This window comes from Streptomyces sp. NPDC006997 (genome assembly GCF_040635175.1).
Classification (GTDB): Bacteria; Actinomycetota; Actinomycetes; order Streptomycetales; family Streptomycetaceae; genus Streptomyces.
Genome location: NZ_JBEYHH010000040.1, coordinates 33,759 through 51,663, shown reverse-complemented (window position 1 = coordinate 51,663; position 17,905 = coordinate 33,759). Strand labels below are relative to the sequence as shown.

The following is a 17,905-nucleotide window of genomic DNA, read 5'->3' as shown; positions in this document are numbered from 1 at the left end:
CCCCGGCAGCCGTCCCCCGCGCCGTGACCCGGCGCGGGGGACGGTGTCGCGGTCGGGTCAGCAGTTCGGGATGACCGTGCCGTTGTTGTCCCGCGCCTCGTCGTTGCCCCAGCGCGACAGGTAGTACGCCGAGACGTACTGGTTGGCCGGGCCCACGTCGAGGTCGGTGCGCAGCCACCAGTGGTTGTAGTTGCCCGCGGAGTCGCGGATCTCACGACCCCAGACCTTGCAGAAGACGTAGTTGGTGCCCGCGTAGAGCGTGCCGGTCTGCGTGGTGCTGGTCGGGGAGGCGTAGCCCGGGGCGTTGGCGAAGGTGTCGACCCAGTACTTGCCGCCCCCGCCGGAGCAGCCGTTGTCGCTGGTCAGGTACTTCTGGTAGTACGAGCCCGGGTAGGGCGCCAGGGACACGCCGTTGATGCGGATGGTCTGGCCGACGCCGTTGTAGAGCTGCTCGTAGTGGATGTGCGCTCCGGAGCTGTTGCCGGTGGAGCCCGTCGTACCGATCCGCTGGCCCTGGGCGACGCCCTGGCCGTGGCTGATGGAGAACGCCGAGAGGTGGAAGTAGTACGTCTTCCAGCCGCCGCCGTGGTCGATGACGACGTAGTTCCCGGCGCCGTTCGCCTGGTAGTAGCGGTACGCCGTGCCGGAGGCGGAGGCGAGGACCGGGGTGCCCGCGGTGGAGCCGCCGTCGGAGCGGACGAAGTCGAGGGCGAGGCGGACCTCGGCCGAGTGGTGGCTGTACGTCCACTGCTGGCCACAGGGGTAGGGGGCCTTGAAGACGGGCGCGGCCTGGGCGGGCGCGGCGGAGAGGCCGATGAGGCCGAAAACGCCGACGACGCCCGCGACGAGGGCGGACAGGGTGCGTCTCCACGACATGGGGCGGGCTCCTTGGGTGGGGGTCACAGGACAGGGCAGCGTAGGGATCGTATGGATGTGTCCATGACCAGTACCGGGAGGAATTCCGGCTGAGCCGAAAGGCGCAGGCAGTCCCCCGTGGAGCCGGGCGCGGACTTCCGTGGCACGGGAGGGAGTTGTTTCATCTGGGGTATGGCCGGGACGCTTCGTATCCACCTCAGTGACGCCGACTTCCGCCATGTGCAGTTCGCGCGCTCGCCGGACCCGCTCTGGGAGTCGGTCCTCGGTCTGCACGTGCTGACCGCGCCGTCCGACCAGTTGCCCGCCCGGCTCCGCCGCTGGCGGACCCGGGCGCGGGGCCGTATCCGGCAGGGCGAGGTGCGTGGGGCGTGCCGGCTGCTCACCGACCTCGCCCCGGCCGCCGCGTACTGGCCGGACTTCCTCACTCCGGTCGAGTCGGAGGAGGGCCTGTCCGCCGGGTTGCGGGCGCTGCGGGAGACCCCGCGGGCGCGGCTGGTCCGTGAGGTGCGTGAGGCGGCGCGCCACCGGACGCTGCCCGCGTGGACGCGCCGTCTGGCGGGCGGGGACCGCGCGCTCCTCGACGATGTCGCCGACGCCCTCCAGCATGTCCACGGACGTCTGCTCCTGCCGGAGTGGGGGGAGGCCGAGGCCACCGTCGCCGCCGACCACGCGCGGCGGATGGAGGCACTGGAGGGCGGGCTCGGGGCGGTGTTCGGCTCCTTCGCGCCGTTCGTCTGGCAGGATCCCGTCCTCAGCGCGCCGTACCCGGTGGACCGCGTCATCCGGCCCCGGGGCCGCGGGCTGCGTCTGATCCCCTCCTTCTTCTGCCACACCGCGCCCGTGGCGATCGCGGACCCGGAACTGCCCCCGGTCGTGGTGTACCCCCTCGCCCCCCACGCTCCGTCTCCGGGCGGCGCCCGGCACGACGCGGCCCTGGCGCGGCTGCTGGGCGGCAACCGTGCCCGGATACTCCGCGCGCTCGCCACCACCCCCACCACCGGCGCCGTCGCCGCCCGTCTCGCCCTCCCCGCCTCGTCGGTCAGCGGCCATCTGACCGTCCTGCGGGAGGCCGGGCTCGTGACCAGCGAACGGGAGGGCGCGTCCGTGCGGCACCGCCTGACGCCCCGGGGGCGGCATCTGCTGGAGGGCTCGGCTTCGGCGCTCTGGGGGTGACGCCCTCTGGCGTCGTCGCCAGGACGGCGTCAGCAGGGCGTCAAGGCCCGCACTGTCGCCGTAAGTGAGCCGTTGAAGGGAACACCTGATGGCCCACATCACCCATGGATCCGCCCAACAACGGTCCGGCCCCCGCGCCCCGCGCCCACGGCCGCCCGACGCCGCCGCCCCGTCCTCGTCGCCGTACCGCTGGCGTTGGTCGCCGCGGTGGGACTGGGCGTGGTGGCGGTCGTCGGGGCGCTGAACGGCAAGGGCGACACCGCCGCGGAGGTCACCGCGGACGACGCCCGCGTGGTGGACCACGTCAGGGACGCCGCGGGGCGTCCGGGTGTCGGCCTGGCTTTCGAGGGGGCGCCGGAGGGGTACGCGTGGGTCTTCGACTCGTCGAGCCTCGTCTACCTCGGAACGACCGAGACAGCGCTCCTGGATGTCGGTGTCACGGACCGGAAGGGCGAGGCGCCGCGAGCGTCAGCATCGCCTCGGTGACCTCGCCGACCGCCGCGTCGGGGATCGCGGTGGCGGCCTCTTCGAGGACGAGCAGCCGAGCCCCGGGGATCGCGCGGGCGATCGCCTCGCCGTTGCCGACGGGGAAGAAGCGGTTGCGGCGGCCGTGCACGACGAGCGTGGGAACCCGGATCTCCGGCAGGCGCTCGCGCCAGCGCGGTGCGCAGTCGAGCCCGGCGAACACCATGCCCAGTTGGTTGGCCAGCTGGACGGGAGGCTCGGTGCCGGGCGTGCGGTCCCAGACACGCGCGGCGACGGCGCGGGCGGCGCCGGGGTCGTCGCCGAGGACCTCCGCACCGGCGGCGGCGAACTCCGCGACCGCCTCGCGGTCCGTCCAGTCGGGCTTGGGACGCGCGAACAGCTTCCGCATCGTCGCCCCGTCGTGGTCGGGGAGGTCGTCGTCGGGCGGGCCGGGGGCGACCGCGCGGGTGTTGACCAGGGTGAGCGCCGAGAAGGCGCCCGGGTGGTCGAGTACGGCCACCTGGGCGACCATCCCGCCGACTCCGATCCCCGCGAGGTGGGCGGGCCCGCCGCCGAGCCGCTCCGCGAGGGCCGCCGCGTCGGCGGCGAGGTCGCGCAGGGTGTAGGCGGGTGCCTGCGGGTCCGTGGTCGTCGACTCGCCGCTGTCGCGCAGGTCGTAGCGCACCACTCGGCGTCCTCCGGCGGCGAGGCGCTCGCACAGCGCGTCGGGCCAGGAGAGCATCGTCGTCCCGCCCACGAGCAGGACGAGGGGCGCGTCGTCGTCACCGAACGACTCGACGCCCAGGGTGGTCTCGTTGACGTTGACGGTGGTCATCGGATCACCGGCCCAGGTCGTAGGTCGGGTGGGTCGTGGTCGAGCCGGGAGAGGCCGGGATGTCAGTGAGGATGTGCGTCATACCCAGGTAGACCCGTTCCGCCGCCCGGACTCATCGCTCCCCCGGGAAACGGGTGTCGTGCCACGGGTCGAGCGCGAGCTTGCCGTGGGTCTCGCCCGCTTCGAGCCGCCGTAGCACCGCCGGGGCCTCCTGGAGGTCGCCGTTCAGTTCCAGCGCCGTGACCAGGGCCATACGGATGGACCGCGTCTCGTCCTTCCGCCGCCAGCCGAAGGTCTGGGACTCGGCGTACAGGACGCGCAACAGGCGTACGCCCTCGGCCGCTTCACCGTTCTCGGCGAGGAACCGGGCCAGGCCCGCCCGTTGGCGGTGGGGGTCGGCGTGGTCGGGGCCGAGCACCCTGGCGGAGTCCTCCGCGGCGGCCCGTGCCCCGGCGACGGCGGCGTCCAGGTCACCGACCCCGCGGTAGTCCCAGTCCCGTGACGATCGCCACCCCGGTGTGTCGGGGTCGTCGGCCCCGAACTCCACGCTGCGGTCGGCGACTTCCGCCTCGGTCAGCCGCGGGGCCTCGCCGTGCCGCCCCTCGTGGCTGAGCCAGATGAGGACCCTTGAGCGGGGGCGACGGTGTCGGGGTGCCAGCGTCCCAACTCCCGGGTGAGGTAGGCGACGTCCTCGTGCACGTCCGGCCAGGGCCGGTCCTCCGGCCGCTTCCAGTGCCGGAAACGACGCCTGACCCGCCGGGTACGGAGAGTGCGCCGCGGCGTGCGCTGCTCCTTGGACATGTCCCCGTCGCCCCGGCTCCCCTGCCCCTCCGCCATCGGGACCCGGCCTCACCGTCCACCCGCGTCTCCCCACCCTCGGCCCGCTCGTACTTCCTTCCCTTCCCCGAAGGAGCCCGCGGGGCGCGCGTTTGCGGACACGAGCGACCAGCGCCCGCTGACCGTCCTCCGGAACTCCTGGAGGGGTGGTGTTCCCGACGCGCTCATGTACGACTACGACGCCGCAGGCGCCCGGCCCCGCGAGTGGACGCACGGCTCGAACGTCCCGTCCTGGAGCCGACGAGGGAGCGTACGAGCCGGGGGGCGGCTGCCGCTGTGAGCAGGGCGGCCAGCGGCAGGACAGCGTCCCGCCAGGGATCGCGGAGCGGCTTGTACGTCGCCGCGCCCTCCTTGATCTCGATGAAACCGACGGGCCTGGCCACCGCTCCCCCGCCGCCGCCCGCGCCCTCGCCGGTCTTGTCCTTGCCTGCTTCATGTCCCGTGCCTCCGCCGAGCCCGAAGGCGACCTGGGCCACGGGGATGACGGTGACGCCCTCGCCGACCACGGGCTCGCCGTACACGGCGGTCACCGAGGCCCGGCCGCCGAGCTTCTCGGCCAGGCGTTCCAGCAGGGTGACCGAGGCGTGGACGGCCGCCATGTCGGCCAGCGGAACGGGTTGTTCGGTGGTGTGCGGTGTGGTCATCGGGCCTCCCGGGTCGGGGCGTACTGCGGTGCCGAGGATGTGGGTCGCGGTCGGTGCGGGAACGCGGGTGGGAGCGTGCGGAGGTTCAGTCCGTTGCCTCACGATATGCCCAGGCCGAGCTGCGCGCCGGATGCGGCGAACTGTTCGCCGTACTGTTCGCTCTGGGCCTCGGCTGGCCGGTCGGTGAGGAGCCTGGTCCTGCCGCACCTCACCGACGGGACCGTCGCCGATGCCATGAGGCGGCCGGTGTTCGCCGAGGGCTTAAGAGCGGAGGGTTTGGCCTGGATGGCGGGGCGTTGTCGGGTGAGGGCCGGGATGGCGGGGCGTTGGCTGGGAATGAGCGGCGCGCGGGGGGCGTTCGTCGGCGTAACGGTCGGTTGCTAGGGATACGAAGAGGAGCGAGGTTCGGCGTGACTCGATTACGGAAATGGGGAGGCGGCGGTCTCGCCGGGTCGGAGCAGCCGCCCTCGCCGTCACGGACATGGACGTCACCGGCGGTGTCGACGCGGGGGGAACGGTGAACATCAAGCATCTCAGCGCCTTCCTGACGGTCGCCGAGTCCCGTAGCTTCACGCAGGCCGCCCGGGTGCTGGGGCTGGCGCAGCCCACGGTCACCGCGCGGATCAAGTCGCTGGAGCAGACGCTCGACACACCCCTGCTGCACCGCACCGCCTCCGGCGCCCGGCTGACCCCCGCCGGTCGTCGGCTGTACGGCTACGCGCGCCGGATCGTCCAGCTCAGTGAGCTGGCGCAGGAGTCCGTCGCCGGGCCGGTGGACGCCTCGCCGCCCCTGGTGGTCGGCGCGTCGGAGTGCATCACGACCTACCGGCTGCTGCCGCTGATCGAGTACCTGCACCTACGGCACCAGGACCTCGACCTGTCCCTGCGGACCCTGGACGACGACCCGGTGACGCTGGTGCGGGACGAGGGGGTCGACCTCGCGTTCTTCATCGGACCGCGCTCCGTCGCGTCGGACGTCAACCACCTGGTGCTGCGGCCGGAGAGCCTGAGCCTGGTGGCCCACCCCGACCACCCGCTGGCCGGGGCGCGCGTCGGCTCCACCGCGGAGCTCGCCGGGCACACGATCGTCTGCGCCCACCGGGAGAGCGGCTACCAGCGTGCCCTCGAGGCGGAGTTGGCGGAGGCGGGCGTGCCCACCGCCGGGGTGCTGGGCCTCGGCTCAGTCGACGCGGTCAAGCGCAGTGTGGGCGAGGGCATCGGCATGGCGCTGCTGCCCACCGTCACCGTCGCGCAGGAGCTGCGGAGCGGGCAGTTGCGGTGCGTGGGCTGGAAGCCCTCCTTCGAGGTGTTCTCCCAGTGTGTCTGGCGCCCCGGCCTGGAGGGCGACCCCGTGTTCCCGCTCGTCCTCAACACCGCCCAGCAGGTCATGGCCGAGCAGGACGTCTCCGGCGAACTGGCGCTGGCCTGCTGACCGGCCGGTTCCCCACCCGGAGGAACCGGCCAGCGTGCTCCGCGTACGGCGGTCAGGCCGCCGCCGGGGCCGACAGCAGGGCGGTCAGCGCGGCGCGGTCCACCTTGCCGTTGGCGTTGAGGGGCAGTTCGGCCAGTGCGGCGAGGCTCGCCGGGACCATGTAGCCGGGCAGCCGCTCGCGCAGCGCGTCGAGCAGGGCCTCCGGGTCAGCGGCCGGACCGGTGTAGACGGCGGCGAGCTGGGCCTCGCCGTCCTGGGCGCGCAGGGCGACCACGGCCGCCTCCGCCACCCCGGGCTGGTCGAGCAACGCGGCCTCGATCTCGCCCAGTTCGACGCGGTAGCCCCGGACCTTGAGCTGGCGGTCGAGCCGTCCGAGGTGGACCAGGGCCCCGTCGAGCCAGGTCACCCGGTCGCCCGTGCGGTACCAGTGGCTGGCTGTCAGCGGCTCCGTGCCGTCGTACGGCTTGGCCCGGCCGCCCTCCTCGTCGAAGGTCAGGAACCTGTTGACGTTGTCGGCCGGGTCGAGGTAGCCCGGGAAGCGCTGCGAGCCGCGCACGCACAGTTCGCCCTCAGCGGCGGGGCGGCCGTCCTCGTCCAGGATCAGGTGCTCGTGCCCGGGGTAGAGCGCGCCGATGGGGAGGGTGCCGTTGCTCGTGCGGGGCCACGCCTCCGGGTCCGCCGGGAGCCGGAACTCGGTGCAGGTGATGGTCGTCTCGGTGGGGCCGTAGGTGTTCTCCAGGGTGGAGTGGGGGGCCGCCGCCTGCCAGGCCCGGGCGTGGGTCGCGGTGAGCGCCTCGCCGCAGAACAGGCTCCACCGCAGCGTCGGCATCGCACCCGGCTTGAGGGCGCGCAGCCGCAGGGCGATGGAGGCCACCGAGGGCACGGAGTTCCAGTGGGTGATGCGCTGCTGGTTGACGAACCGCACCGGCGACAGCAGGTCCTTCCTGCCGGGGACGACGAGGGTGGCGCCGGAGCCCCACGCCGCGAACATGTCGTACACGGACGGGTCGAAGGTCAGGTCGAACGCCTGGGAGACCCGGGCCCCGGGGCCCAGTTCGTAGCGTGGGATGACGTGGCTGAGGTAGGCCGAGACGTTGCCGTGTGTCGTGGGGACGCCCTTGGGCCGTCCGGTCGAGCCGGAGGTGAACAGGATGTAGGCGAGGTCGTCGGGTCCGGCGGTGGGCTCCGGCAGCCGGGGCACCTCGCCCGTGCGCAGTCCGGCCATGCGCTCGGGGGTGAGGAGCACGACCGGTACCGGCAGCTCCGTGGGGTCGCCGTGGCCGTCCGGCGCGCTCTCCTCGGCGATGACGAGGTCCAGTTTCGCGTCGCGGGCGATCGTGGCGTTGCGGGACGGCGGGAAGGCCGGGTTGAGCGGCACGACGGTGGCGCCGAGCCGCTGTGCGGCGAGGTACCCGGCGTAGGCCGCCGTGCTCCGGGCGGCGAGCAGCCCGACCCGGGCGGGGACGCCACCGTGCTCGGCGACGAGGAGTCCGGCCAGCCGGGTCGCGGTGGCGTCGAGTCCGGCGTACGTCAGGTGGTCTCCGGCGACTTCCAGCGCGGTGTGCCGGTCGCCGTACGCGGCGACGGACGCGGCGAACCAGCCGTACAGGGTGTCGGTGGTGTTCATCGGTGTCCGATCCTCCGCCGGGACGCGGACGTGGCTCGCTCCCGGCTCCGGTGAAAAAGGGGGAGATTCCTTTACGTGATGGTTTTCCTCGGGAGTGGGGGAAGTCAAGGACGCTTTCTTCGGGTGGCGGCCGGTCATAGAGAAGTCGAATTGCTCGTTTGCCGGGGCCGTCAAACCGGGTGACCCTTTTCGGCGACCCCTTCCCGGTGAGGACCCCATGATGTCGATACCCGAAGAAATTCCCAGTTCGCCCGCGCAGGAGGCCCTGTGGTGGATCCAGCACCGGGCCGAGCGCAAGGACCTCTACAACCTGACCTGGCGGCTGCGCGTGCCCCGGCTCGACGCCGGGGTGCTCGACACGGCCTGGCGGCTGGTGGTGGAGCGGCACGAGGTGCTGCGCACCGCCTTCGCGCGCCGGGGCGACGGTGTCGTCCAGCTGGTGCACCCGGCGGGTGACGGGACGGCGGTGGCGCCGGTGCAGGTGGTGGCGTGGCGTGAGGCGCCCACGGGGCGGACGCCCGAGGCGTGGCTCGACGCGGTGGCGGCGCGGCTGCACGCCGTGCCCTTCGACCTGGAGTCCGCGCCGCTGGCCCGGCTCGCCCTGGTCAGCGTGGGCGAGGTGCACGACCTGCTGGTCACCGTGCACCACTCCGTGCTCGACGGCTGGGCCATGCACCTGGTGGTGGACGACCTGCGGACCGCGTACGAGGCCGTGCGCGCGGGCGGGCCGTCACCGGTGACCGCCGCCCGGGTCTTCCCGGACCCGGCCGTGCCGTACCGGGCGTTCGGGCGCGTGGCCGGTGGGTCCGCGCGGGCTCGCGAGGAGCGCGCGTACTGGACGGGGCGGTTGCGGGGGGTGCGCGCCGCGGCGCTGACGCCTGTCGGTGGTGGTTCCGGCGGTTCCGGGGCCGCGGTCCGGCGTCGGCTCTCCGGGACTGCCCGGGCGGCCGTCGCGGACATCGCCGCGCGGGTGGGGTGCACGGCCTTCGCGGTGCAGCTCGCCGCCGTCCGTACGGTGCTGGCGCGGGGCGGGGCCACCGGGCGGACCGCCCTGGGTGTCGTCGTCGCCAACCGGCTCGGTCAGGAGGACCAGCGGCGGGTCGGGTACTGCGCCAACACCGTCCTCCTGGCGGACGAGGTCACCGACGCCGACCGCTTCGACGACGTCGTGGGCCGGGTGCGCGACAGCCTGTGGGAGAGCCTGCCGTACCAGCACGTCGGGTTCTCCGAGGTCTTCGCCGAACTGTCGGCCGAGGACCGCGCGGCGCTCGGCTCGACGCCTCCGGTGCTGGTCACCCACCACGGCGGCATCGGCTCCGGGCTCACCCTCGGCGGCGGCCCGGCCCGGCTGCTGCCCAGCCCGTCGACCAGTGCGCGTTGCCAGCTCCTCGTCGGCGTCTTCGAGGAGGACGGGGGGACGGTCCTGGAGATCGAGTACGACACGGACCAGGTGCGGGAGGACGCCGTACACGCCTTCCTGGACGACGTCGAGAGGGTGCTGACGGCCCCGGTCGGTCCCGTCGGCGATGTCCGGGTGTCCTCCCGGGCCGTCGCCGGGGTGCCCGGTCCGCGTCCGGCCGCCGCCGAGGCGCCCGCCGCCGTGGAGGCGTCCGCGGCGGGGCGGGCGGTCGACCGGGTGCTGGCCAACTGGGAGAGCGTCCTCGGTACGGCCGTGCGGGCGGACGACGACTTCTTCGCCGTCGGCGGACACTCGTTGCAGGTGCTGGAACTCGTCGCGCGGGTGGAGGCCACCGCGGGGCGGGAGCTGGACGTACCGGAGTGGCTGGAGGAGCCCACACCGCGACGGATGGCGCACCTGCTGGCCCCGGCCCGGGGTTCCGAGGGGTACGGGGCGTCCGGGGCCCGCGCTCGCGAGGTCACGCTGGTCACCCTGCGGAACGGGGTGCCTGGTGGCCCGCATCTGCATCTGGTGCCCGGCGCGGGGGTGGGCAGTGTGCCGTACCGGGAGCTGGCCGGGGCGCTGCCCGCCGACTGGCGGGTCACCGTCGGTGAGGACGGCGGGGCCGGTCCGACGACGGTCGAGGAGCTGGTCGCGCGCCATCTGGAGCCGCTGCTCGACGGCGGACCGCTGCCCGACCTGCTCGGCGGCTGGTCCATGGGCGGACTCCTCGTCCACGCGATGGCGGCCGGGCTGCGGCGGCGCGGGCCGGGCTGCCCGCCGCTGCTGCTGCTCGACCCGCCCGTCCCCGGTGACTTCACGCGGGAGCGGTCCGCCGCCTCGGCCGACGCCTTCGCGGACGGTGTGCTGCGCGCGGCGGGTACGGCGGTGCCGCCACCGGACCGGCTGCGCCTCGGCGACCGCCCCGACCGGGGCGTCCCCACGCTCGCCGCGCTGCTGCGCGCCGCCGGGGGCGAGGCGCCGCCGGACGCGCTGCACGCCCGGTACCTGCTGCACGAACGGCACCTCGCGGCGCTGCGCGGGTACCGCGAGGCTGCCGTGGCCGACGTGCCCGCCCTCCTCGTGGCCGCCGATCTGACCGACGCCGACGTGGCGCGCTGGCGGGCGCTGTTCGCCGGTCCGGTCCGGACGGTACGCGTGCCCGTCGACCACTACGCGCTGCTGCGCGGGGACTCCGTACGCCGGGTCGCGGAACTCGCGGCGGAGCTGCTGCCGGTGGCGGTGCCCTGAACGCGCGGGCGGGCGGCGGGGGTCAGGGCCGCCGGTCGGCCGCCTGCTTGGCGGCGTGGCGGCGGGCCTTGGCCCGGTTGCCGCAGACCCGCATCGAGCACCAGCGGCGGCTGCGGTTCTTGGAGGCGTCCCAGAACACCCAGGCGCAGGCGTGCTCGGCGCAGCGCTTGAGCCGGGCGGCCTCGCCGGTGACGACCAGTTCGCTCCAGGCGATGGCGAGGGTCGCCAGCGCCGTGCGCACCGGGGGCAGGTCCGGGGCGGGGGTGAGGACGCCGTCGTGGGCGGCGCCGACGGTGATGAGCACGGGGAGTTCACGCAGGGCCTGGTCGGCTCCGGCGAGCAGGGCGGCGTCGGCGGGGTCGCCCACGTGTACCCCCAGCTCCTCCCGGATGCCGGTGCGCAGGCGCAGGCACAGGGCGTGGTCCTCCGGGTCGACGCGGTGGCCCTCGGCGAGCAGCCCCTGGCCCGTCAGCCAGGCGGTGACGCCGTCCGCCGTGTCGAAGTCGTCGGTGCCCAGCTCCACGTCGACGGTGTTGGCGAAGGACTCGACGAGCAGCGCGGGTGCCGGGGCGTCGGGCATGGGCGCCTCCTCGGGGCGGGGTCACCAGCCTACACCGGCTAACCGGCTATCGGTTTGACCGGGTAGCAGGAGAGTGCCGTTCCGTGCCAGACTCACCCCATGGGAGTAACCAGTGAACGCGATAGACGGTTAGTGGAGGGCGATGCGATGTCGATCTCGATGAGCGACGACCAGGCACTCGGTACGGGTACGGCCATGGCGGATCCCCCTGGCGTCGAACCGGCCGTGGAACCGCCGCGGCCCACGGCGCGGTACGCCTCCCGGAACATCGCCGTCCTGCTCGGCTTCACCGCCGTCACCAACCTCGCGGACGGCGTCACCAAGATCGCCCTGCCGCTGCTCGCGACCCAGGCGTCGGGCTCCCCGGCGCAGGTCGCGGCCGTGTCGCTCTCCCTCACGCTGCCCTGGCTCCTGGTGGCCCTGCACGTCGGCGTCCTGGTCGACCGGGTCGACCGGCGCCGTCTGCTGTGGGGGGCGAACGCCCTGCGGCTGGCCGCCCTCGGCGCGCTGCTCCTGACCTCGCTGGCCGACGGCGTCACCATCGCCGTGCTCTGTGCCGTGGGCGCGGTGCTCGGCATCGCCGAGGTCATCGCGCTGACGTCGGCCTCGGCGCTGATACCCGCCCTGACCCCGCCCAGGGACCGGGAGCGCGCCAACACCTGGATCGCCGGGGCCGAGACGGTCTGCAACGAGTTCTGCGGCCCCTTCGTCGGCGGCCTCCTCGTCGCCGCCGGTACGGGCGTCGCCCTGGGCGCGACCTGGGTCTCGTACCTGGCCGCGTCGTTCGTGCTCGTCCTGCTGGTCGGGCGCTTCCGTCCGGCGCGGGAGAGCGCGCCGCAGGGTGCCGGGGCCGCTGCGGACGCCAGCGTCCACCAGCAGATCGTCGGCGGGCTGCGCTACCTGTGGCGGCACGTGCTGCTGCGCACCATGGCGCTGATCCTGACCGTGCTGTGCGCCTGCTGGGGTGCCTGGCTCGCGCTGATGCCGCTGTTCGCCACCTCCGTGATGGACCTCGGCCCCGGCGAGTACGGCACGCTGCTGAGCGCCCTCGGCGTCGGCGGGCTGGTCGGCGCGCTCACCGTGACCTGGGTGAACCGGTTCTTCGGGCGACGCTGGGTGATGTTCGCCGACCTGGTCGGCACCTTCGCCATGATGGCCGTGCCGGTGCTGACCACCAGCCTCTGGGCGGTCGCCGCCGCCGCCTTCACGGGCGGGATGGGCGGCACCCTGTGGACCGTGAACGCCCGCACCATCGGGCAGCGCCTGGTTCCCGACGCCATGCTCGGCCGGTACAACGCCGTGAGCCGCCTGTTCAGCTGGGGTGCCATGCCGCTGGGCGCCGGGGCGATGGGGCTGCTCGCGGAGTGGTGCGGGCTGCGGACCGCGTTCCTGGTGTTCGCGGTCTCGGTGGCCGTCACCGTGCCGCCGTTCCTGCGCGTCGTCACCCGCGCCACGCTGGCGGAGGTATTCGACGAGCAGCGGGTGTGACGCCGTAGCAGCCCTCGCCCCGCGGCGCGGGGCACGGAGGAGGCCGGGGAACCGGCCTCCTCCTTTTCACGCCCATAGAGAAACTCTATTCCTCCTCTTCGTTCTTCGATCGGTGATCGAAGATTCCCGCCCCCGGTGCACCCATCAAGTCTGTCAATAGGCGCCCGGACGCCGTTTGACTGCGTCTCGGCGGTTATTCGATGCTTTTCGTACGCCGTCAGGAGCGACCGCTTTCCGAGGAGACTGAGTAATGATCCGTAAGGACGACACGACCGGCGGAGAAATAGATTCGGTTATCCGCAGGCATGTGCGTACGCGCTTCGAGGATTCCTCCCCGCTGGCCGAGGTCGGGCTGGACTCCCTGTCCGTCCTGCGCATCGCCGGTGAACTCGTACCCGACCCGGACCAGGAGATCGACCCCACCGGACTGGCCACGGCCCGGACCGTCGCCGATCTGCGGCAGTGGCTGCGCGGGCTGCTCACCCCGACGGAGAGCGTCCGATGAGCGCCGCGCCCACACTGCCGCTCACCGCCGCCCAGCAGGGGCTGCTGATGGTGCACCGCACCGTCGACGTGCCGCACCTCTACAACGTCGTCGCCGAGCTGGAGCTGGACCCGGGGCTCGCTGACGCGGACCTCGCCGGGGCGCTCGCCGACGTGCTGGCCGTCCAGCCCGCGCTGCGGCTCGCCGTACGGGAGCGGCCCACCCCGCACGCCGTCCTCACCGACCCCGTCGACCGGGCGCCGCTGCGCGTGGTCACCACGGACGCCTCGGAGTTCGGGTCGCGGCGTGCCAGCCTCCTCGCCGAACTCGGCTCCACCGCCTTCGACTTGACGCGGGCCCCGCTCCTGCGGGCCGTGTTCCTGCGTACCGCCGACCACAGCCGGGCGACGCTGCTGTTCGTCGTCCACCACCTCGTCTTCGACGGTTTCTCCCTGCGGCAGTTCGTCCGCGACCTGACCTCGGCCGTGCGCGGCACCCTCGACGTGGACACCGTGCGCGCCGCCCGGGAGCGGGCGCTGCGCCGCGAGCTGGACGCGCAGACGGCCGCCACCGACGACGCGTCCGCCGAGCGGGCGGCCGTCGAACTGGCCGAGCGGCTGCGCGCGGTGCCCGCCACCGTCCTCGCGCCGCGCCCCGGCCGCCCGACCGGCACCGCCTTCACCGGCGACCGTCGTACGATCCCGCTCTCCCCCGGCCTTTCGGCGGCCGTCGACCGGCTCTGCGCGGACCTCGGGGTCAGCCCGTTCGTCTTCTTCTCCGCCGCCTACGCGGCCGTCCTGGCCCGGCACTCGGGCAGCACGCCGGTGGTCTTCGGCAGTCCGGTGATGGCGCGCCGCACGTTGGGCTCGTTCGACCTGTGCGGCTTCTTCGTCAACACGCTCCCGCTGATCGTGGACGTCCGCTGGGGGCAGGGCTTCGGCGCGTTCGTCCAGGAGACCGTACGGGCCGAGGCGGAGCGGGTGCGGAGCCAGGCGGCGGTCTCCTTCGACCGCGTGGTGCGCCACGTCCGGCCGGACCGCACGACCGACCGCAACCCCGTCTTCTCCGCCATGCTCGCCATGCAGGACGGCACCGAGGTGGAGGACGGTCCCGACGCCGTCGTGCGCGCGGTCCGCGAACACGGCAACGGCACCGCCAAGTTCGACCTCTGGCTGGGTGTCACCCCCGGGCCCGACGGCTGGCTCCTGGAGCTGGAGCACGACCGCGAACTGCTGCCGAAGCCCTTCGTGTCCGCGCTGGCCGACTCGCTGACCGGCCTGCTCTCCCGGGTCACGGAGCGGCCCGACACCCCCCTCGCCGACCTCTTCGAGGACGCCTCCCGCACCGAGTCCCGCGCCCACGACGGCCACGGCCGCCCCGCGCCCCACAACGGGCTGCGCCCCTGGGTGCGCGCCGCGCTGGCCCGGCGGCCCGACGCGACCGCCGTCGAGGAGGACGGGCGCCGGGTCACCTACGGCGAGCTGGACGCGCAGGTCCGCGCGGCGGCGGCCGGACTGGCCCGGCGCGGCACGGGACCGGGAACGGTCGTCGGTCTCACCACGACGACGCTGCTGGACACGGTGGTCGCGGTCCTCGCCACGCTCACCCGACGCGCGGTGTTCCTGCCGCTGGACCTCAGCCTGCCCGCCGAACGGCTCGCGTACATGGTGGAGCGGGCCGGGTGCCGTCTCGTCGTCGGTGAGGACGGCCACGGTCTGGACGGCGTCGACACGGTGACCCCCGCGGAGCTGCTGGCCACCGAAGAGGCCACGGACATCGATGAGGCCCGGGGCACCGACGACCCCGTCTACATCATGTTCACCTCCGGCTCCACCGGCCGCCCCAAGGGCGTGCTGATGGGCGACGGCCCGCTGGTGAACCTCACCGCCTGGCAGCTCGACGCCCTCGACATGGACGAGGGCACCCGCTTCCTCCAGTACGCGCCCCTCGGCTTCGACGTCTCCTTCCAGGAGATCGTGCCCACCCTGGTCGCGGGCGGCACCCTCGTCTCCCGGGACCCGGCCGACCGCCGGGACCTGCCCGCGGTGCTCGACCGGGTGCGCGACGAGCACGTCTCCCACGTGTACCTGCCGGTCGCCGCCCTGCGCCCCTTCACCCGGGCCGCCCAGGACACCGGCGACGACCTGCCCGACCTGCGCTACGTGTGCGTCTCCGGCGAGCAGCTCCTGCTCGACGACGGGGTGCGGCGGTTCTTCGCGGACCGGCCGCACCTGCGCCTGGTCAACCTCTACGGCCCCACCGAGACCCACGCCGTCACCACCCACCGGCTGGAGTCCGACCCCAAGGCATGGCCGACCCACGTGCCGATCGGCCGCCCGATCACCCACGTGAGCGCCTACGTGCTGGACGGCACGGGCCACCTCGCCCCGCCCGGCGTGCCCGGCGAGCTGTACCTGGGCGGCGACTGCCCGGCGCACGGCTACGTCAACGACCCCGAGCGCACCCGGGAGCGGTTCCTGCCCGACCCGCGCGCCGACCGGCCCGGCACCGCCCGGATGTACCGCACCGGCGACCAGGTCGTCCGGGACGAGCACGGCGTCCTGGTCTTCCTCGGCCGCGACGACGACCAGGTCAAGATCCGCGGCCACCGGGTCGAGCTGGGCGAGCTGGAGACCGCCGCCGCCTCACACCCGGGCGTACGGCACGCGGTGGCCGCGGTCCAGGGCGGCGCCGGGGACGGCGGGGACCGGCACCTGCTGCTGTTCGTCGTACCGGAGGACGGCTCCCCCGCGGCGCCCGACGACATACGCCGGCACGTGGCCGGTGCCGTACCGGGGTACATGGTGCCCGCGCGGGTCTTCCCCGTCGCCGCCGTGCCCACCACCCGCAACGGCAAGGTGGACCGCGCGGCGCTGCTGGCGCGGGCGGAGCGGGCCGTCCGCGAGGAGGACGCCTCCGGTGCCGCCACGGCCACCGCGGCCGACGACCCGCTGCTGGCCTGGCTCCAGGAGCTGTGGTCGGGACTGCTCGGCCGTACCGGCATCCCCGTCGACCGCTCGCTGTTCGAGTACGGCGCGCACTCGCTGAACGTGCTCGCCGCGCGGGCCGCCATCGAGGAACGCCACGGCGTGCAGATCCCGATCCTCGACTTCTTCCGCGACCCCACCCTGCGCGCCCAGGCGGCGTGGATCGACGGCCGGACGGAGGAGGAAGCATGATGACCACCGCCCGCACGGGAGGCGTGGTGGACGCGTCCGCCCGCGACGCGCGGCTGCTGGTGCCGCTCGCGCGGCGGTCCGGTCCGCTGGACAGCCTGCTCATCCATCCGGCCGGTGGCGGGGTCGCCCAGTACCTGGGGGTCGCCAGTCGGCTCGCCCGGCACGGGTCCGTGCACGCCGTCCGCGCCGACGGACTGCTCGCCGGTGAGCGGCCGGACGACAGCATCCCGGAGATGGTCCGCCGTTACCTCGGTCTGGCCCGGGGCCTCACGCACCGGCCGAAGCTGCTCGTCGGCTGGTCGATGGGCGGGGTGCTCGCCTGGGAGCTGGCGGCACGGCTCGCCGCGGACGGTCCGGCGCCCGCGGTCGTCCTCATCGACAGCTTCGCCGAGCGGCAGACCGCCGAAGACGCGGTCGGCGACGACCTGTTGGCGGCGGTGGAACGCTCCCTCGGGGGTCCCGGTGAGCCCAACGCCGAGACCGACCGGGCCCGCGCCACGGCCCTCGCGCACCTCACCGCGTGCGCCGACTACCGCGTCACCGCGCGGAACACCGGACCGGCGCTGCTGATGACCTGCGCCAGCCCGCGCCGCGCGGAGCAGACCGGGGACTGGCGGCGGCTGGCGGCCTGGCTGACCGTGCGCGAGCTGCCCTGCGGCCACTTCGACGTCTTCCAGCCCGCGCACCAGCCCCACCTGCTCGGCCACCTCGACGAGTTCCTCGCCCGCCTCGCCCCTCCCGCCCAGGCTCCCCAGGAGGACGCGCGATGACGACCGACCCCCGCCCGCTCGCCGTCGTCACCGGCGGCACCCGCGGCATCGGGCTCGCCCTGTCCCGGCGGCTGGTCCGCCTCGGGCACCGCACCGTCGCCCTCTACCACTCCGACAAGGACGCGGCACACGCCGCCGCCGACGCCCACGGGCTGCACGTGCTGCGCGCCGACGTCGCCGACAGCGACTCCGTGCGCGAGGCGGCCCGGCACGTCCTCGCCGAGTACGGCACCCCGCGCGTCCTCGTCAACAACGCCGGGATCAACATCGACCGGCCGTTCCTCGAACTGACCCCCGCGGACTGGCAGCGCGTGCTCGACACCAACCTGTCCGGCCCGTTCCACCTCACCCAGGCCCTCGCCCCGGCCATGCTCGCCGCCGACGGCGGCACCGTCGTCAACGTCGGCGCCACCACCGGCATCCGCCCCCGCACCAACGGCGCCAACTACGCCGCCGCGAAGGCCGGACTGCTCCAGCTCACCAAGTGCCTGGCGCTGGAGCTGGCCCCCCGCATCCGGGTCAACTGCCTGATCCCCGGCATGACCGAGACCGAGGAACTGGTCACCCGGTTCCGGCTCGACGACCCCCAGCACCGCGCCGCCGTGCTGTCCGAGATCCCGCAACGACGCATCGCCTCGCCCGACGACATCGCCGACGCCCTGGAGTACCTGGTGGGCCCGCTCGGCGGCTACGTCACCGGCCAGAAGCTGATCGTCGACGGCGGCCAGTTCATGTGGTAGGAGACCATGACCGACGACACACAGCTCACCGCCGCCCGCGCCGCCGCCGAGGCCGCGCCGCCACCCGGTGACCCCGCCTACGCCCGCTACTGCGCCGCCCTCGCCGGGACGCTCACCGAGCACTG

Annotated in this window: 15 protein-coding genes; 8 read left to right on the top strand and 7 right to left on the bottom strand. The window is 74.1% G+C overall.

Features of this window, described 5'->3' with window-relative positions:
* Positions 1–57 precede the first annotated feature (57 nt).
* Entirely contained in the window at positions 58–876 is an 819-nt protein-coding gene (locus ABZ659_RS30280; protein ID WP_360226131.1) for a M23 family metallopeptidase, read from the bottom strand.
* Positions 877–1,047: 171 nt separating this feature from the next.
* Here ABZ659_RS30280 and ABZ659_RS30275 point away from each other — a divergent pair, with 171 nt between their 5' ends.
* Positions 1,048–2,049, top strand: coding sequence for a helix-turn-helix domain-containing protein (locus ABZ659_RS30275; RefSeq protein ID WP_360226128.1), 1,002 nt, complete (start codon positions 1,048–1,050; stop codon positions 2,047–2,049).
* Positions 2,050–2,485: 436 nt separating this feature from the next.
* On the opposite strand, the gene ABZ659_RS30270 is transcribed toward ABZ659_RS30275, so the two are convergent.
* The 4 genes from ABZ659_RS30270 to ABZ659_RS30255 form a co-directional block, all read right to left on the bottom strand.
* A complete protein-coding gene (locus ABZ659_RS30270; RefSeq protein ID WP_360226125.1) occupies positions 2,486–3,349 on the bottom strand; it encodes an alpha/beta hydrolase in 864 nt (287 codons plus the stop codon).
* A 112-nt stretch (positions 3,350–3,461) separates the two neighbouring features.
* On the bottom strand, positions 3,462–3,896 hold the full coding sequence (locus ABZ659_RS30265; RefSeq protein ID WP_360226122.1) for a hypothetical protein: 435 nt from the start codon (positions 3,894–3,896) through the stop codon (positions 3,462–3,464).
* A 454-nt stretch (positions 3,897–4,350) separates the two neighbouring features.
* Complete coding sequence (locus ABZ659_RS30260) at positions 4,351–4,830, bottom strand: spore germination protein GerW family protein (RefSeq protein WP_360226119.1); 480 nt, start codon at positions 4,828–4,830, stop codon at positions 4,351–4,353.
* Positions 4,831–4,928: 98 nt separating this feature from the next.
* Positions 4,929–5,066: a hypothetical protein gene (locus ABZ659_RS30255; RefSeq protein ID WP_360226116.1), complete on the bottom strand. Its 138-nt coding sequence runs from the start codon at positions 5,064–5,066 to the stop codon at positions 4,929–4,931.
* Between the two features lie 245 nt (positions 5,067–5,311).
* On the opposite strand from ABZ659_RS30255, the gene ABZ659_RS30250 reads away from it, so the two are divergent.
* A complete protein-coding gene (locus tag ABZ659_RS30250; RefSeq protein ID WP_360226113.1) occupies positions 5,312–6,262 on the top strand; it encodes a LysR family transcriptional regulator in 951 nt (316 codons plus the stop codon).
* Between the two features lie 52 nt (positions 6,263–6,314).
* Here ABZ659_RS30250 and ABZ659_RS30245 read toward each other — a convergent pair whose 3' ends face one another.
* Positions 6,315–7,889 carry an amino acid adenylation domain-containing protein gene (locus ABZ659_RS30245; protein WP_360226110.1) on the bottom strand — a complete coding sequence of 525 codons (1,575 nt, stop codon included), beginning with the start codon at positions 7,887–7,889 and terminating at the stop codon, positions 6,315–6,317.
* Between the two features lie 217 nt (positions 7,890–8,106).
* Here ABZ659_RS30245 and ABZ659_RS30240 point away from each other — a divergent pair, with 217 nt between their 5' ends.
* Positions 8,107–10,539 (top strand): condensation domain-containing protein, encoded by a 2,433-nt coding sequence (locus ABZ659_RS30240; RefSeq protein WP_360226107.1) that lies wholly within the window; start codon positions 8,107–8,109, stop codon positions 10,537–10,539.
* Between the two features lie 22 nt (positions 10,540–10,561).
* Here ABZ659_RS30240 and ABZ659_RS30235 read toward each other — a convergent pair whose 3' ends face one another.
* A complete protein-coding gene (locus tag ABZ659_RS30235) occupies positions 10,562–11,119 on the bottom strand; it encodes a CGNR zinc finger domain-containing protein (protein ID WP_360226104.1) in 558 nt (185 codons plus the stop codon).
* Between the two features lie 195 nt (positions 11,120–11,314).
* Between ABZ659_RS30235 and ABZ659_RS30230 the strand changes: the two genes are divergently transcribed.
* From ABZ659_RS30230 to ABZ659_RS30210, 5 genes are all read left to right on the top strand, one after another.
* The gene (locus ABZ659_RS30230; RefSeq protein ID WP_360226158.1) at positions 11,315–12,607 is read left to right on the top strand and encodes an MFS transporter; all 1,293 of its coding nucleotides are present in this window, start codon (positions 11,315–11,317) and stop codon (positions 12,605–12,607) included.
* 307 nt (positions 12,608–12,914) lie between these two features.
* Positions 12,915–13,112 (top strand): acyl carrier protein, encoded by a 198-nt coding sequence (locus ABZ659_RS30225; RefSeq protein ID WP_360226101.1) that lies wholly within the window; start codon positions 12,915–12,917, stop codon positions 13,110–13,112.
* Positions 13,109–16,270, top strand: coding sequence for an amino acid adenylation domain-containing protein (locus ABZ659_RS30220; RefSeq protein ID WP_360226098.1), 3,162 nt, complete (start codon positions 13,109–13,111; stop codon positions 16,268–16,270). The genes ABZ659_RS30225 and ABZ659_RS30220 overlap by 4 nt, the downstream gene beginning before the upstream one ends.
* Complete coding sequence (locus ABZ659_RS30215; protein ID WP_360226095.1) at positions 16,267–17,040, top strand: alpha/beta fold hydrolase; 774 nt, start codon at positions 16,267–16,269, stop codon at positions 17,038–17,040. Before ABZ659_RS30220 ends, ABZ659_RS30215 begins: the two co-directional genes overlap by 4 nt.
* Complete coding sequence (locus tag ABZ659_RS30210) at positions 17,037–17,780, top strand: SDR family oxidoreductase (protein WP_360226092.1); 744 nt, start codon at positions 17,037–17,039, stop codon at positions 17,778–17,780. Before ABZ659_RS30215 ends, ABZ659_RS30210 begins: the two co-directional genes overlap by 4 nt.
* Positions 17,781–17,905 lie beyond the last annotated feature (125 nt).